This window comes from Xanthomonas sp. 3058, assembly GCF_014199765.1.
GTDB lineage: Bacteria > Pseudomonadota > Gammaproteobacteria > Xanthomonadales > Xanthomonadaceae > Xanthomonas > Xanthomonas campestris_B.
This window is the reverse complement of record NZ_JACHOF010000003.1, coordinates 182,998-197,341: the sequence shown is the minus strand read 5'-3', so window position 1 is coordinate 197,341 and position 14,344 is coordinate 182,998. Positions and strand designations below refer to the sequence as shown.

14 protein-coding genes are annotated in these 14,344 nt (G+C 66.5%); 7 read left to right on the top strand and 7 right to left on the bottom strand.

The features are described from left to right. Positions 1-34: 34 nt before the first annotated feature. From GGR61_RS06345 to xanC, 6 genes are read right to left on the bottom strand one after another with little or no spacing between them, the layout of a single operon-like run. Positions 35-682 (bottom strand): LolA-related protein, encoded by a 648-nt coding sequence (locus tag GGR61_RS06345; protein ID WP_326520229.1) that lies wholly within the window; start codon positions 680-682, stop codon positions 35-37. Continuing rightward, positions 606-1,580: an acyltransferase gene (locus GGR61_RS06340; RefSeq protein WP_184406483.1), complete on the bottom strand. Its 975-nt coding sequence runs from the start codon at positions 1,578-1,580 to the stop codon at positions 606-608. Before GGR61_RS06340 ends, GGR61_RS06345 begins: the two co-directional genes overlap by 77 nt. Then, positions 1,577-1,864: a hypothetical protein gene (locus GGR61_RS06335; RefSeq protein WP_184406484.1), complete on the bottom strand. Its 288-nt coding sequence runs from the start codon at positions 1,862-1,864 to the stop codon at positions 1,577-1,579. The genes GGR61_RS06340 and GGR61_RS06335 overlap by 4 nt, the downstream gene beginning before the upstream one ends. Positions 1,865-1,874: 10 nt before the next feature. Next, on the bottom strand, positions 1,875-2,624 hold the full coding sequence (locus GGR61_RS06330) for a lysophospholipid acyltransferase family protein (RefSeq protein WP_184620827.1): 750 nt from the start codon (positions 2,622-2,624) through the stop codon (positions 1,875-1,877). A gap of 53 nt (positions 2,625-2,677) precedes the next feature. Further along, positions 2,678-3,361, bottom strand: coding sequence for a ketosynthase (locus tag GGR61_RS06325; protein ID WP_184620955.1), 684 nt, complete (start codon positions 3,359-3,361; stop codon positions 2,678-2,680). 37 nt (positions 3,362-3,398) lie between these two features. Further along, positions 3,399-3,668 (bottom strand): xanthomonadin biosynthesis acyl carrier protein XanC, encoded by a 270-nt coding sequence (xanC, locus tag GGR61_RS06320; RefSeq protein WP_005914783.1) that lies wholly within the window; start codon positions 3,666-3,668, stop codon positions 3,399-3,401. A gap of 232 nt (positions 3,669-3,900) precedes the next feature. Between xanC and GGR61_RS06315 the strand changes: the two genes are divergently transcribed. The 3 genes from GGR61_RS06315 to GGR61_RS06305 all read left to right on the top strand — a co-directional run bounded on the left by GGR61_RS06315 (position 3,901) and on the right by GGR61_RS06305 (position 6,823). Then, positions 3,901-5,271, top strand: a complete 1,371-nt coding sequence (locus GGR61_RS06315) for an FAD-dependent oxidoreductase (protein WP_184620826.1) — start codon at positions 3,901-3,903, stop codon at positions 5,269-5,271. Then, on the top strand, positions 5,268-6,275 hold the full coding sequence (locus tag GGR61_RS06310; RefSeq protein ID WP_070693896.1) for a pteridine-dependent deoxygenase: 1,008 nt from the start codon (positions 5,268-5,270) through the stop codon (positions 6,273-6,275). Before GGR61_RS06315 ends, GGR61_RS06310 begins: the two co-directional genes overlap by 4 nt. A gap of 200 nt (positions 6,276-6,475) precedes the next feature. Beyond that, positions 6,476-6,823 carry a hypothetical protein gene (locus GGR61_RS06305; protein WP_184406487.1) on the top strand — a complete coding sequence of 116 codons (348 nt, stop codon included), beginning with the start codon at positions 6,476-6,478 and terminating at the stop codon, positions 6,821-6,823. A 57-nt stretch (positions 6,824-6,880) separates the two neighbouring features. Here the strand turns inward: GGR61_RS06305 and GGR61_RS06300 are convergent, their stop codons facing one another. Then, positions 6,881-8,224, bottom strand: coding sequence for an AMP-binding protein (locus tag GGR61_RS06300; protein WP_184620825.1), 1,344 nt, complete (start codon positions 8,222-8,224; stop codon positions 6,881-6,883). A 600-nt stretch (positions 8,225-8,824) separates the two neighbouring features. Between GGR61_RS06300 and GGR61_RS06295 the strand changes: the two genes are divergently transcribed. The 4 genes from GGR61_RS06295 (at position 8,825) to hemF (ending at position 14,202) form a co-directional block, all read left to right on the top strand. After that, complete coding sequence (locus GGR61_RS06295) at positions 8,825-11,185, top strand: S9 family peptidase (RefSeq protein ID WP_184620954.1); 2,361 nt, start codon at positions 8,825-8,827, stop codon at positions 11,183-11,185. Between the two features lie 293 nt (positions 11,186-11,478). Continuing rightward, complete coding sequence (locus GGR61_RS06290) at positions 11,479-12,195, top strand: hypothetical protein (protein WP_184620824.1); 717 nt, start codon at positions 11,479-11,481, stop codon at positions 12,193-12,195. Beyond that, positions 12,192-12,767, top strand: coding sequence for a hypothetical protein (locus GGR61_RS06285; protein WP_184406490.1), 576 nt, complete (start codon positions 12,192-12,194; stop codon positions 12,765-12,767). Before GGR61_RS06290 ends, GGR61_RS06285 begins: the two co-directional genes overlap by 4 nt. A 535-nt stretch (positions 12,768-13,302) precedes the next feature. Continuing rightward, the gene (gene hemF / locus GGR61_RS06280) at positions 13,303-14,202 is read left to right on the top strand and encodes an oxygen-dependent coproporphyrinogen oxidase (protein ID WP_184406491.1); all 900 of its coding nucleotides are present in this window, start codon (positions 13,303-13,305) and stop codon (positions 14,200-14,202) included. Positions 14,203-14,344 lie beyond the last annotated feature (142 nt).

Below are 14,344 nucleotides of genomic sequence, written 5' to 3'. Positions count from 1 at the left end.
TCGGACGCGTCGTTATTGCAGAGGGCGGCGCACGTCACGCGCCTGGGCCGTGGCACAGCGTGGTCAGCGCCGCCGCATCGGTCACGTTGGCCGCCTCACGCGCCGCGCCGGCCAGCAACGTGCGTTGCACGTCGCCCTTGGCCGGCAGGCTTTCGATGCAGCGCAACTCGTCATTGCGCCCGTACAGCCGCAACTCGCGCACCTGCCTGGCCACGGCAGCATCCTTGGGCTGCAAGGTCAGTTGCCAGGCCTGCGGCTGGCCCTGCCCGCTGATGCGGTAGTGCTGCTCCAGCAGCGCGCGGTCGCCAGCCAGCAATGCGCCGAAACCGGATTTCAATCCGGCCAGTTCCGGTACCCGGCTCAGCGAGAAACGCCGTGGCGTCTTGCCTTCGCGTTCCAGCACGCCTTCGTCGCCTTGCAACGTGGTGGTTTCGCGATACGGCGCGCTGACCTCGCGCACCAGCGTCTGCGCATCGGGGCGACGGTAATGGCCCTGCACGCGCAGCGGCGTCTTCAGCAGCGCAGAGCCGCGCAGTTCGACGAACTCGGTGCTGACCGGTGCGGGGCGTGCCAGGCGCTGCAACACCTGGCCGACGTCCAGCGCCTCAGGCGGTGCGGCGCATAGCGGTGCGGCGCTGAACAGCAGTATCAGCATCCACGGCAGGGTGCGGCGCATCGGCATGGTGGGTGTTCCAGAAATCGTAGAAGTTGAACCAGTTGTAGGGCGCGTAGCGTGTGTAATGTTCCAGCCTGGCAGCGTAATCGCGCATGAGTAACGCCAACACCGGCGCACGCTGGCGACGCGGCACGTCCAACCCTTCGCTGAAGGTCTCGAACGCCAGCTCGTAGTGATTGCCGCCACGATACAGGCCAAACGCCAGCACCACCGGCACCTTGAGCGCGGCGGCGATCAGCCACGGCGAGGTCGGGAACATCGCATTGCGGCCGAGAAACATCGCCGGCAATGCCGGGTCGCCCTCGCGCGGGCGGTCGATCAGCAACGCCACCAGCGCACCGGCATCGGTGGCGTCCTTGATCGCCATGACGATCGAGGTCGCGTCCATGCCGGCGTCGATGATGTTGGCGGCCAGTTGCGGGTTCAGTGCGCCCAGCAGGTCGGTCATCGCGCGGTTGTGGGCCTTGTCCAGCACCACCTTGACCTGCACGTCCGGGCGCTCGGTGGCCAGCACGCGCAGCGCATCGAAGCTGCCCAGGTGCGAGCCGAAGATCAGCACGCCGCGGCCGCGGTCCATCTGCGTATGCAGTTGATCCAGCCCGGTGATGTCGACGCGGAAACGCTGCATCTGCCCGCACAACATGTAGACGCGGTCCAGGATGGTCGAGGCGAAGCTGTGGATGTGCCGGGCCACATCGCGCAGCGTGGCCGGGCGATCGAGCACGCGGGCCAGGTAGGCGCGCGAGGCGTTGCGCTCGGGCGCACGCACCAGCAGGAAGTACAGCGTGATCGGGTAGAGCAGCGCACGTCCCACTGCGCGCCCGGCGTGCTGGGCGATGCCCCGGATCAGCCACAACGCAAAGCGCCCACCGCCTTCCGGGCGTTGTTTCCACTGACTGCTCATACCGCGGCCTCCGCCACCACTTCGCCGCTGACCAGCAGCGCGTCGTCGCGTTGCACGCGAAAACGCCAGCGCGGGCCCTCGCCGTCCAGCGTCACGCACGCCGTCTGGCCGGGCAACAGCGGCTGCACGAACTTCACCTGCGGCAGGCGCGCCGCAGCGCGTGGGCCATGCAGCGCTTCCACCACCTGCAGCACATGGTCGAGCACGACCACGCCAGGCACCACGGGGCGACCCGGAAAGTGCCCGGGCAGGCAGGGATGATCATGCGGTACGACGAAATCCATAGCGGGTAACTCAGATCCTGGGTTGAAGCATGGCAGCCACGGCGTTGTGTGCCTGCTCGGTCAATTGTTGGCGGTCCGGCGCATCGGGCCCCGTCACCGGGATCGGATCGCCAATACGCACGCGGATAGTGCCGGGACGCACCCTGAACACACCCTCGACTGGCAGTACCTTGCCGCAGCCATCCAGCGCCACCGGCACCACCTGCACACCAGCATCGATAGCGGCCTGCAGTAGCCCGGCCTTGAATGGCAATAACGCACCGCTGCGGCTGCGCGTGCCTTCGGGAAACAGGCACAACTGTTTGCCTTCGCGCAGCAACGCGGCGGCCTGGCGCCTTACCATTGCCCCGGCGCGCCGGCTGTCACGGTCCAGGAACAACATGCCGGTGGCCCGCGCATACCAGTTCACGAACGGCACCTTGAGCATTTCTTCCTTCAACAGAAACCGCAGCGGCACCGGCAAGGCGTAGAACAATGCGCAGATATCGATGATCGACTGGTGGTTGCTGACGAACAGATAGTTCCTGGACCAGTCCACGCGCTCGCGGCCTTCCACGATCACCTTGGCACCGGCGCCGCGAAACAGCACCGGCGACCACATCCAGGCACCCATACGCAGCAGGCGGTCGGCATCGCGCGTGATCGCCAGCAATGCCAGCGCATAGACGATGCCGCCGGCGGTAAACGCCAGCGTAAAAACCAACTGCAACAGGTTGAACACGGCCCACGCCAGGCGCGACGGCATCCTTGCCAACGGCATTTTTGTCTTGTCCCCGAAAATCTGCACGTACGTCGCTGCCCCTGGCCACGCACTCAGCGCAGCAGATCGCGCCAGAACTCCGGCCCGAGCCGCGCCATCTGGCGCAAGAAGTCTGGCAGATTACGATAGGGACGCTGCGGAAACCAGCGGCCGCGCAAGAGATATTCGCCCACGAAGAACCCGCCAACCACGCCATAGACCAGCAGATTAGCGAACAATGAGGCGCGCGCATCGCTGATCGGCAGCGGCGAGGCATGGCCCAATTGCGCCAGCACGCCACTGGGTTCGGCGCACAGGCCGAGCACCAGATTGACCAGGGTCAGGCCGCACAGCAGCAAGGTCCAGATCAGGGTGAGGCGGCGCGTATAGCGGTATTGCCCCGGGGTGATCGGCATGCCGGCCTGGGAGTACAGGCCTTCGACGATGCGGGTGATCAGCGGCGTGCGCCCACCGCGCAAGCTGCGGCCGAAGAACCAGGCGATCCAGCCGGTGAACACCACCGGCGGCGCGGCCAGCAGCAACATGGCGTAGGGCGAATGCCACAACGCGCTCAGGCCGGCCAAGATCAGCACCGCCAGCGCCCAGGCCCAGGCACGGCGCGCGACCATCGGCTCGATCAGCACCATCAGCACCAGCAGCGCCCCGGCGATGACCGCCAGATCCGGGCGATGACTGGCGTTGGCCCAATGCGCCAGCGGCGAATAAGCCACCGCCAGCACCACGCCCAACCCCAGCACCCACGGGGGTGCATCGGCGGGCGCTGCGGTCGGAACCTCAGACGGTCTTGTTGGCTTGGACATGCGCCGACAATGCGCGCAGCGACGCGAAGATGCGACGGTTCTCGTCGTTGTCGGAGCGCAGCTGGAAGCCGTAGCGCTTGCTGATCGCCAGCGCCAGTTCCAGCGCGTCGATCGAATCCAGTCCCAGCCCGGTGTTGAACAACGGCGCTTCCGGATCGATGTCGGCGGGTTGGACGTCCTCCAGGTTCAGACTTTCGACCAGAAGTTCGGCCAGTTCACGTTCGGCAGCGGTTTGCGAGGACATCCAGAACTTCCACAGGTGAGGGTCGGGCAACAAGTTTCGAAACAGGCAAGGCGCAGCGCGCACGATCGCTTGAGTGCGATGGCCGCCGCGCAGAACCGCAGTGTACGTTGTCGTAACTGCCGATCCGAGTGCGGCCGTGCGTCGGTAGGACCGGTGCCCGACACAGCTGTCCGGGCTGCCGGTCAGGCTATCATGCCTGCATGACGCTCGCTCGCCGCAGGTTCGTTCCAGGATGACTTCCACCGCTGTTCGCCTCGCCCCGGCTGCTACGCCCAGCGCCGGGCCCGCTCCCGGACCCGAGTGCCCGGACGTCTTGATCATCGGCGGCGGGCCGGCCGGCTGCGCGGCGGCGATCGTGCTGGCCGAACTCGGCTGGGCGGTCACCCTGCTCGAAAAGGAGCAGCACCCGCGCTTCCATATCGGCGAATCGCTGCTGCCGATGAACATGCCGATCCTCGAACGCCTGGGCGTGCTCGAGCAGGTGCGTGGCATCGGCGTACTCAAACGCGGTGCGGATTTCCCCAACGATGCCGGCGGCTACAACACCTTCCGGTTTTCGCGCGCACTCGATGCCAAGACCGATTTCGCCTTCCAGGTGCCGCGTGCGCAGTTCGACCAGGTGCTGTTCGCGCGCGCACGGGCGGTGGGCGTGGATGCGCGCGAACAGGTCAAGGTCGAACAGGTGGCGTTCGATGGCCAACAACCGGTGCTGCAGGCGCGCGCCGCCGATGGCCAAGCGCAGCAGTTCCGCCCGCGCTATCTGCTTGATGCCAGCGGCCGCGACACCTTCCTGGGCAACCGCTTCAAGCTCAAACGCGCCAATGCCAGGCATCAATCGGCGGCCGTGTTCAGTCATTTCCGCGGGGTGACGCGTCGCCCGGGCGAAGATGCCGGCAACATCAGCATCTACCGCCATGCGCATGGCTGGATGTGGCTGATCCCGTTGCCGGACGACATCACCAGCGTCGGCGCGGTCTGCTACCCCGAGTACATGAAGACCCGCAAGGGCGATAGCGAAGGGTTCTTCATGCGCACGCTGGCGCTCAACGCCGAGCTCGGCGCGCGCATGTCGGGTGCCGAGCGGGTCGCACCGGTGCACGCCACCGGCAATTACGCCTACGAATGCACGCGCATGGCCGGGACGCGCTGGTTGCTGCTGGGCGATGCCTACACCTTTGTCGACCCGATGTTTTCCTCCGGCGTGTTCCTGGCCATGCACAGCGCCGAGCGCGGTGCGGCGATGGTGGATGCAGCGCTGCGCGCGCCGCAGCACGAAGCGAAACTGCAGCGTGCGTTGCAGCGCGAACTCACCCGCGGCGTGGATGAGTTCAAGTGGTTCATCTATCGCTTTACCTCCCCGACCATGCGTGCGCTGTTTGCGCAACCGCAAAACGTCTTCCAGATCGAAGAAGCGGTGGTGGCGATGCTGGCCGGCGACGTGTTCGATAGCCCCAAAGTCCGTCTGCGCCTGCGCGCATTCCGCGCCATCTATGCGCTCACCACCCTGTCGATCATGCCGCGCGCCTGGCATGCCTGGCGCCATCGCCGGCGCCAGGCCAAGCTCGGCTTCGACGGCGATACCTTGCAACGAGAAACGCAATGACTGCTTCCCAGGCCCAGACCACGCACACCGTGCGCCATCCCCGCCTGCAGATCGACTATGTCGATCAGACCGACCCATCGGCCCTGCTGGCCGACCCGCAGGTGCTGGCCGTGTTCGGCTTCGGCGATGCCGCTCCACGCCTGGACGATCCGCGCTACCTGCGGGTGCCGTTGCAGCCGTATCGGGCCAACGTGCTGGAAGTGTGGCGCAGCGATTCCCCGGTGCGCAGCGGCCGCGATGGCCACATTGCCTGGTCCAGCGACGGGCGCCTGCAGTTCGGCGTGATCGAGATCGACGAGCAGGAGGTGGAGATCGAAGAAGCCGCCGCCAAGGCGTATGCGGAGATCACCGCGTTCGTCACCGGCAGCCAGACCCCGCGCCTGCTGCGCATCTGGAATTACCTGGACGCCATCACCCTGGGCAGCGGCGACCGTGAGCGCTACCGCCAGTTCTGCGTGGGCCGCGCGCGCGGCCTGGGCGCGTTCGATACCGCACAGCTGCCGGCCGCCACGGCGGTGGGGCGCTGCGATGCCGAGCGCATCATCCAGATCTACTGGTTGGCCGCCACCGATGCCGGCACCCCGCTGGAAAATCCGCGCCAGGTCAGCGCCTACAACTATCCGCGCCAGTACGGCCCGCAATCGCCGAGCTTCGCCCGCGCCATGCTGCCGCCGGCCGGCAGCGACATGCCGCTGCTGCTGTCGGGCACCGCTGCGGTGGTCGGTCACGCCTCGATGCATACCGGCCAGCTGCTGGCGCAGCTGGAAGAGACCTTCGCCAACTTCGACGCCCTGCTCGGTGCCGCACGCCAGCACGCTCCCGCCCTGCCCGCGCAGTTCGGCGCCGGCACCCGCCTGAAGGTCTACGTGCGCGAACCTGCCGACCTGCCCAAGGTCGCGCAGGCGCTGGACGCGCGCTTCGGCGATGCGGTCCCGCGCCTGCTGCTGCATGCGGTGATCTGCCGCGACGAGCTCGCGGTGGAGATTGATGGAGTGCACGGCTGAGTGATGCCTTGCGTGCGGATGCCGCAGACCGTGGCTAACCGTCGCCACTGAAAACCGCGCGGAGATACCCCCCATCGTCGCGGCCAGGCGGTTATCTATCTATCCCGCCACTGACCGTTCCACGCGCAGGCACTGGCCGGCAGTCGCTATCGGTGAGAGCGTGCGCGCTGTCGACGAGACGATGTTCTCACGGAGGCAACGTGCTTGTTTTCGCAATCGTCCTGGCGGCCGCCACCCACGCCAGTCCGCAGATATTCGAAGGACCCGCGTTCGAAACGCTGGCAGACCAGACCGATCGACGCTGTCCCGCGCGACGGATCAGATCCATCACGCCAGGTGACCTGGATTTCGCCCAGGAAGGGTTCCAGGCGCAGCTGACACAACGGGACCGCACGCGCTTGAATGCCGTCAACGCCGCCGATCGGCGTTGCGCGGATCAGAATGGATTGACCTGCCAGGTAAATGCGACCCTGCAGGCGCTGCGGGAAACCGGCCTGATGGCGCGTTTTTCGTCCTACATCTGCTCTCATCCAGCGCCCGGTCAGTGAGCAATCCGATCGCGCGGCCGCTGTGATCGACCTGCACACCGTGTTGCCCACCATCACTCAGCCGTTGAGCAAGCCCAGCACCACATCGCGCGGCAGTTTGCCGGTTTCGTTGCGTGGCAATGCGGCGAGTTTGCGCAGGCGGCGCGGCAGGAATACCGGGTCCACGCTGGCGCGCAGGGCGGCGAGGATGTGCGCTTCGTCCAGGGTCGGGGCGACCACCAATGCGGCGATGCGGCCGACCACCTGACCGGGATCGGCGGGAAGCTGCACGATGGTGCCGTCGATCACGCCGGGGATGGCGAGCAGGCGACGGGTAAGGTCGGCCAGCGAGGCGCGTTTGCCGGCGATTTCCAGCAGGTCCGCCTGACGCCCGCGCACCTGGAAACTCCCGTCGTCGGCCACATCCATCATGTCGGCCAGCAATACCGGTGTGGCCAGATGCGGTGCATGCACCAGGGTGCCGGCCGCCTGTGTTTCCAGGCGTACGCCCGGCAGCGGTGTCCATGACATTTCCAGTGCGGTGCGGCGCACGGCGAACACGCAGGTTTCGGTAGAACCGAACATCTCGCGCACTTCGCCACCGAAGCGCGCCTCGGCGGCCGCCGCAACGTCCTGCGCCAGCGGCGCGGTGGCCGACACGATGCCGACCAGCGGCGGCAACGCCACGCCGGATTCGACCAGCGCGCGCAGATGCACCGGCGTGGTCACCAGCACGCGCGGGGCGGGAATATCGGCCAGCGCACGCGCCACATCGTCGGGGAAGAACGGGCGGCCCGCATGCACCGCAAGCGCGGTCACCATCGGCAGCAGCACCGACAATTCCATGCCGTACATATGTTGCGGCGGCACTGTGGCCACCACGTGCGGCACCGCATCGGTATGCGCCCACAGGCTTTCCAGCGCCACCAGATCCTGCCGGGTACTGGTCAGGAAACTGCCCCAGGTCTTGGGGTTGGGCTGCGGGCTGCCGGTGCTGCCAGAGGTGAAGCCGATCGCCACCAGGGCGTCGTCGGCCAACTGCGGGATCGGGCCCTCGGCCTGCGGCAATTCGGCCGGCAACTGCCAATAGCGCGGCGGCGCCAGTTCCAGCGCCAGATCGCCCAGGCAGTACGCATCGTCGTGGCGCGCCTGCACTTCGCCCACCACCGCCGGGGCGCGCGAGGACGGCAGCAGCGACACCTGCCCGCGCAGCGCACACGCGTAGAAGGCCACCATGAAGCGGTAGCGGTCTTCGCACAGATTCACCGCGTGGCGGCCGGCAGGCAGCTGCTGCGCCAGGCCGTGCACATGCGCGATGAAGGTGGCCAGATCGACCGATTGCCCTGCCCGCCAGGCCAATGGCCGGCCGGGCGCGCCGACGGCCATCGGGTGGAAAACAGCAGAAGCGGGCAAGCTGGACATAGGAACCGACAGTCGCAAAAGCGCGCTAGCTTGGCCGCCACCTGCGCTGCTGGCAAGTCGGGAGGTTTCCGGCGGCGCGGCAACCCCGGGGTCGGCGCGTCTTTGCTGCGGTGGGCAACGCGTCGCACGGACCATGGCAATGACATGCACTGCGACGTGGCATGTGCCATGCGCGATGGCGCATGGCGGTTGCTGGCCACAGCAGCGCCTATGCCGCCAGCAAGCAAGCACGCAGCCTTCCATTGCAGTTGCCCAGCGCCCACGGCCAAACCGTGCCATGCCAGACGCGCACCAGAGCGCGTTCTGACACAGGCGCAGCAGGCAGGCCGTCGCATCGCAATGGTCAGGCGCACCACGCACTTGCACGCTGACGATGCGTGTGTCGTTCCATCGTGATGCATCCACCCACGCGGTTGATCGTCATTGGCAGCCTCCGACCCAGCCATCATGGTCGCGCCCGCCATTCACGGCCGCGCCGACGTTTTCAGCGACGCGATCCAACGCACTCACGCACATGACCTGTGGCCCAAGCCTGCCGCAGAAACAAGCTGCTAGGCTTGTCCGCTACTCCGTTGCGTCCAGCCGTTACCGATGCCCAGATTGTTGCCGTTGTCTTTCTTGTTGCTGGCCGTCACTGCACATGCGCAGTCCGCCGCACCGCTGACCATCGAACAGGTGATGGCCGATCCGGACTGGATCGGGCCGTCGGTGGAGCAGGCCTGGTGGCAGTGGGATGGCAAACAGGTGCAATACCAGCTCAAACGCAGCGGCAGTCCGGTGCGCGACACCTATCGTCAGGCCAGCGGCGGCGCGGCAGCCGAACGCGTGGCCGACAACGCCCGCGCCGGCCTGGATGCCGACAACCCCAGTTACGACGCAACCCGTCAGCGCATGCTGTTCGCGCGCAACGGCGACATCTTCCTGCGCGATCTGCGCTCTGGCGCGCTCACCCAGCTGACCCGCAGCAACGAGGTCGAATCGCGGCCGCAATTCGCCAGCGACGGCGGTGCCATCTGGCGCGCAGGCAACAACTGGTATCACTGGCGCGCCGATGGCGGCACCGCGCAGGTGGCGGTGGTCAAGGCCGAGCGCGATCCCGATGCGGCCCCCAAGGCCGATGTGCTGCGCGAGCAGCAACTGGCCACGCTGGCCACGCTGCGCCGCGACCGCGAACAACGCGACGCATTGCGCACACAGGAAGATGCCTGGCGCCGCGCCGATACCACGCGTGCCGCCGCGCCGGTCTACCTCGGCGATGAGGTGGAGATCGTCGACAGCGCGCTGTCGCCGGACGGCCGCCATCTGCTGGTGGTCACCCAGGCCAAGGGCGCCGAAGAGGGCCAGGCCGGCAAGATGCCCAAGTACGTGACCGAATCCGGCTACGAAGAATTCCAGGAAGTGCGCACCCGCGTCGGTCGCAATGCCCCGGTGGCGCATGCGCTGTGGTTGGTCGATGTCAGTGCGGGCACTGCCAAGCCGCTGTCCTTCGACACGCTGCCGGGCATTGCCGCCGATCCGCTGGCGGCGCTGCGCAAGGCCGCCAAGCGCGATGCGCTCAAGGGCAACCGCGCCGTGCGCGTGGAAAGCGACGGCGACGGCAGCGGGCCGGCAGTGCATTGGAGCGATGACGGCCGCAATGTGGCGGTGGAAATCCGCGCAGTGGACAACAAGGACCGCTGGATCGCCAGCGTGGATCTGGACAACGCCAAACTGCAGCCGCGTCATCGCCTGAGCGACAGCGCCTGGATCAACTGGGACTTCAACGATTTCGGCTGGCTGCCCGACAACCGCACGCTATGGCTGCTGTCGGAAGAATCCGGCTATTCGCAGCTGTACACGGTGGAAGGCAACGGCAAACCGCGACAGCGCACGCGCGGCAAGTGGGAAGTGTCGATGCCGGTGCCCAGCGCCGATGGCAGCGGCATGTTCTTTCTCTGCAACCAGAAATGGCCGGGCGATTACGAGGTCTGCAAGCTCGATCTGGGCAGCGATCAGCTCACCGAAGTCACTGCGTTGAACGGCGTGGAAGGCTTCAGCCTGTCGCCGAACGGGCAGCAGTTGCTGGTGCGCTATTCCGGCGCCTATCTGCCGCCACAGCTGGCGGTGGTGCCGGCGGCGGGCGGTCAGGCCACGGTGCTCACCGACACCCGCACGTCGGCCTTCAAGGCGCAGCCGTGGATCGCACCGCAATACGTGCAGGTGCCGTCCAAGCATGGCGCCGGCACGGTCTGGGGCAAATACTACGGGCCGCAGACCCCCGAGCCCGGCAAGCGGTATCCGATCGTGATGTTCGTACACGGCGCGGGCTATCTGCAGAACGTCTCGCAGCGCTACACGCCGTATTTCCGCGAGCAGATGTTCCACAACCTGCTGGTGCAGCAGGGCTACATCGTGCTGGATCTGGATTACCGCGCCTCGGAGGGCTACGGCCGCGACTGGCGCACCGCGATCTACCGCAACATGGGCCACCCGGAGCTGGAAGACTATCTGGACGGGCTGGATTGGCTGGTCGACACCAAGCAGGGCGATCGCTCGCGTGCCGGCATCTACGGCGGCTCGTACGGCGGTTTCATGACCTACATGGCGCTGTTCCGCAGCCCCGGCACCTTCAAGGCCGGCGCGGCGCTAAGGCCGGTGGGCGACTGGATGCAGTACAACCACGAATACACCTCCAACATCCTCAACACGCCCGAACTCGATCCGCAGGCGTACAAGACTTCATCGCCGATCAACTATGCCGACGGGTTGCGCGACCATCTGCTGATCGCGCACGGCATGATCGACGACAACGTGTTCTTCAAGGACTCGGTGGACATGACGCAGAGATTGATGGAACTGCACAAGGACAACTGGCAGGTGGCACCGTATCCGCTGGAACGCCACAGCTTTACGCGTGCCGATTCGTGGCTGGACGAGTACAAGCGCATCCTCACGTTGTTCAACGAGCAGGTGAAGCAATAAGACCGCCGGCGGAATGATGCATCGCTCCGCTCGCCGATACCCAGGTATCGTCGGCAGGCCGCGCCAGCAGCGAGCGGCCGCCACGGTCCGGCAGGATGCGCAATGCGTTGGCTCGTCGGGTGAGCGCTTGGCTCGCACTCACCTCAACCTACGCAAGTCGCTCTAAGCTTGGCCAAGGATCGGCAGATCGCTGGCGCAGTGCGCGCCCTTCTGCGTCGGTCTGTCGCCTGACCGGTGCGCCGCCGGCATAGCTGCGGCTTCACTCACCGACCGGCGCGCAGAAGGTAGATGCAATGGGCCTATGGGATCGTTTACTTGGGCGCAAGCCCGCCGCGACAAAGACGCCGCGAACCGAACCGGTCGTGGCGCCGGCGGCGGTTGCAGACAACGCGGAAACTGCCGTCGAGATCGATCCTGCATTGCTGCCCGCGCTCCACTTGTTCCAGCGTGGCGATCATGTGGGCGCGGTCAATGCCGCACAGGCGCAGTTGCATGTCGGCGCCGATGCGCAGCGGTTATGCGCGCTGGCACTGAGCGCGCTGGACCGCTATCGCGAGGCGTACCCGCACTGGCTGGCGCTATACGAACTGGAGCCAACCGCTCACAACGCATTGCAGTTGGCGACCACCTCGGTGATGTGCAACGAGATCGACCGTGGCGAACAGTGGTTGCTGACCTTCGATGATTTGAACGCGCAAGAGCGCTCCACCTCGCCCGCCACCGCGCGCACCAGTTTCCTCACCGCGCTGACCCGCGCCGGCCACGGTGCGCACGCGCTGCCGCACCTGGAATGGTTACGCGAGGCGTATGCGGGCATGTCGATCACCGACAGCCATTTCCTCTACGTGCGCGGGCTCCCCTTCCTGGAGGCATTCCTGGAGCGCAGCACGCCATTGCTGCGCGCGTGTCTGCCAGCCGATGCGCTGCCCGGTTGGTATGCGCAGCTGCAGCCGTCGCTGGATCCGCCTGGCCAGGCCGCCGTGGCCGCCCACATCGCATCGCTGCAATGAACGCGACGCCGGCACCGTCATCGCGACCACGCGGCGGCTTCGTCACCCCGCTGGCGTGGGTGTCGTTGCTGCTCGGGGTGGTCAGTGCGATGACCAACGCCTTGCAGATCATGCTGATCGTGCTGCTACCCGATACAGCGTCACTGGGGCTGCCGGAGGGCATCACCCTGCCCGCGTCGTGGCAATGGCTGATCGACCATGCGCTGTCGTTATCGGTCGTCGGCGTGGTGGTGTCGGTGGCGTTTGCGTGGCTGAGCTGGGCCTTGCTGCAGCGACGCGAATGGGCGCGTATCGGCTTCGTGATGGTGTTACTGGTGACCGGCCTGCTCAATTTCGGCGGCCTGGCCTTGATCGGGCCGTTGTTCGATGGTGTGCAGGCCATGTTGCCTGCCGACGTCGTGCACAGCGCCGAATGGCCCGAGCTGCAAGTGCGCCTGCAGGCGACCCGCCAGGCCGCGCTGCTGCTGACCGGGCTGGGCGCCCTGGCAATCGGCTGCGTGCATGCGGCGCTGGCGTGGCGGTTGTGTACGCCGGCCGTGCGCGCCGAATTTGCGGCCGCGCGCGAGGTCTGATCGTTCGCTGATGGGTCATCGCTGCGCGGATTGCTTCAGTCGCGCATTGGTGCGTCGCGTGCGCGGTGCCCTCGCCGCTTGCGGGACACGCCGTGCATCCATCCATGCCGCCACAGGGTTCCGCAAACGGCGAGGACACCACAGCAGACCGCTGCCCGGTGCCTGGCTGGATGAAAAGCGGGCAGTGACGCGGGGGTAGTGGCCGAGTGCTGCGGGTGGCGTCGCGATCGCAGTCGGTCAAGTTATCGCAGTCGCTCAAGAGCGACAGGGAAGCTGGCGAGCCGGCATGTGTATCAGAGCACCCTCAGGCACTGCTCGCACGCTCCACACCGACCTTCTCGACTGGCGCTTGACGGTTCGCCGTCGCCAGACCGTGGGCGGGCAATATCCCCGCAGCCGGTTGCTCCGATCGGCCGTGCCGCAACCAGGTCTCCCGCTGCGCGCGCTGCCCACGCCAGTGTCACATCGCCCTGCGACAAAACTGGCGCGTTCGGGCAGCTACGCCGGGCGCAATCCACGGCTTAGAATGGGCGACATGAACGAATTCGACCGTGTACGCGATTATCTGACCGACCTGCAGGACCGTATCTGCGCTGCCGTGGAAGCCGTCGATGGACGCGCGCGGTTTAGCGAGGATCTGTGGCAGCGTGCGGAAGGCGGTGGCGGGCGCACCCGTATCCTGCGCGATGGCGCGGTGTTCGAGCAGGCCGGCATCGGGTTTTCGGATGTCTCCGGCTCGCGTCTGCCGCCTTCGGCCAGTGCGCATCGCCCCGAACTGGCAGGGGCCACCTGGCGTGCCTGCGGCGTGTCGCTGGTGTTCCATCCGCACAACCCGCATGTTCCGACCACCCACACCAACGTGCGCTATTTCCGCGCCGAGCGCGATGGCGAAGTGGTTGCCGCCTGGTTCGGTGGCGGCTTCGACCTGACCCCGTTCTATCCGGTGGATGAAGACGTGCTGCATTGGCACCGCACGGCGCAGGCGCTATGCGCACCGTTCGGCGAAGAGCGCTATGCGGCGCACAAGCGTTGGTGCGACGAGTATTTCTTCCTGCGCCATCGCAACGAGACACGCGGCGTGGGCGGGCTGTTCTTCGACGATCTGGGCAGCGACTTCGAGCGCGACTTCGCTTACCAGCGCGCGGTCGGCGATGGATTCCTGGATGCGTATTTGCCGATCGTCGAGCGCCGCAAGGACACGGCTTACGGTGAGCGCGAGCGCGAGTTCCAGCTCTATCGGCGCGGGCGCTACGTGGAGTTCAACCTGGTCTACGACCGGGGCACCCTGTTCGGGCTGCAAAGCGGTGGACGGGCCGAGAGCATTCTAATGAGCCTGCCGCCCCGTGTGCGTTGGGAGTACGGCTTTGAGGCCGAACCAGGCAGCGCCGAGGCGCGCTTGATGGACTATCTGATACCGCGCGACTGGCTGGGCTGAATAGGCCCATCAAGAACGCGGCGCCCAATAAAGCGCCGCGTTCGAAAAATCACGCTGATTACGTATTTCAATTTGTGATCCACACCGCGGGCGCTGTATTCAGCCGGTGTAATGCACGGCTTATGTTGCGCCAGTGGAACTC

Excerpts from the sequence above, each read along its gene's own strand:
- GGR61_RS06345 (WP_326520229.1), bottom strand. The coding sequence starts at position 682 with ATGCCGATGCGCCGCACCCTGCCGTGGATGCTGATACTGCTGTTCAGC.
- GGR61_RS06340 (WP_184406483.1), bottom strand. The coding sequence starts at position 1,580 with ATGAGCAGTCAGTGGAAACAACGCCCGGAAGGCGGTGGGCGCTTTGCG.
- GGR61_RS06335 (WP_184406484.1), bottom strand. The coding sequence starts at position 1,864 with ATGGATTTCGTCGTACCGCATGATCATCCCTGCCTGCCCGGGCACTTT.
- GGR61_RS06330 (WP_184620827.1), bottom strand. The coding sequence starts at position 2,624 with ATGCCGTTGGCAAGGATGCCGTCGCGCCTGGCGTGGGCCGTGTTCAAC.
- xanC (WP_005914783.1), bottom strand. The coding sequence starts at position 3,668 with ATGTCCTCGCAAACCGCTGCCGAACGTGAACTGGCCGAACTTCTGGTC.
- GGR61_RS06315 (WP_184620826.1), top strand. The coding sequence starts at position 3,901 with ATGACTTCCACCGCTGTTCGCCTCGCCCCGGCTGCTACGCCCAGCGCC.
- GGR61_RS06310 (WP_070693896.1), top strand. The coding sequence starts at position 5,268 with ATGACTGCTTCCCAGGCCCAGACCACGCACACCGTGCGCCATCCCCGC.
- GGR61_RS06300 (WP_184620825.1), bottom strand. The coding sequence starts at position 8,224 with ATGTCCAGCTTGCCCGCTTCTGCTGTTTTCCACCCGATGGCCGTCGGC.
- GGR61_RS06290 (WP_184620824.1), top strand. The coding sequence starts at position 11,479 with ATGGGCCTATGGGATCGTTTACTTGGGCGCAAGCCCGCCGCGACAAAG.
- GGR61_RS06285 (WP_184406490.1), top strand. The coding sequence starts at position 12,192 with ATGAACGCGACGCCGGCACCGTCATCGCGACCACGCGGCGGCTTCGTC.
- hemF (WP_184406491.1), top strand. The coding sequence starts at position 13,303 with ATGAACGAATTCGACCGTGTACGCGATTATCTGACCGACCTGCAGGAC.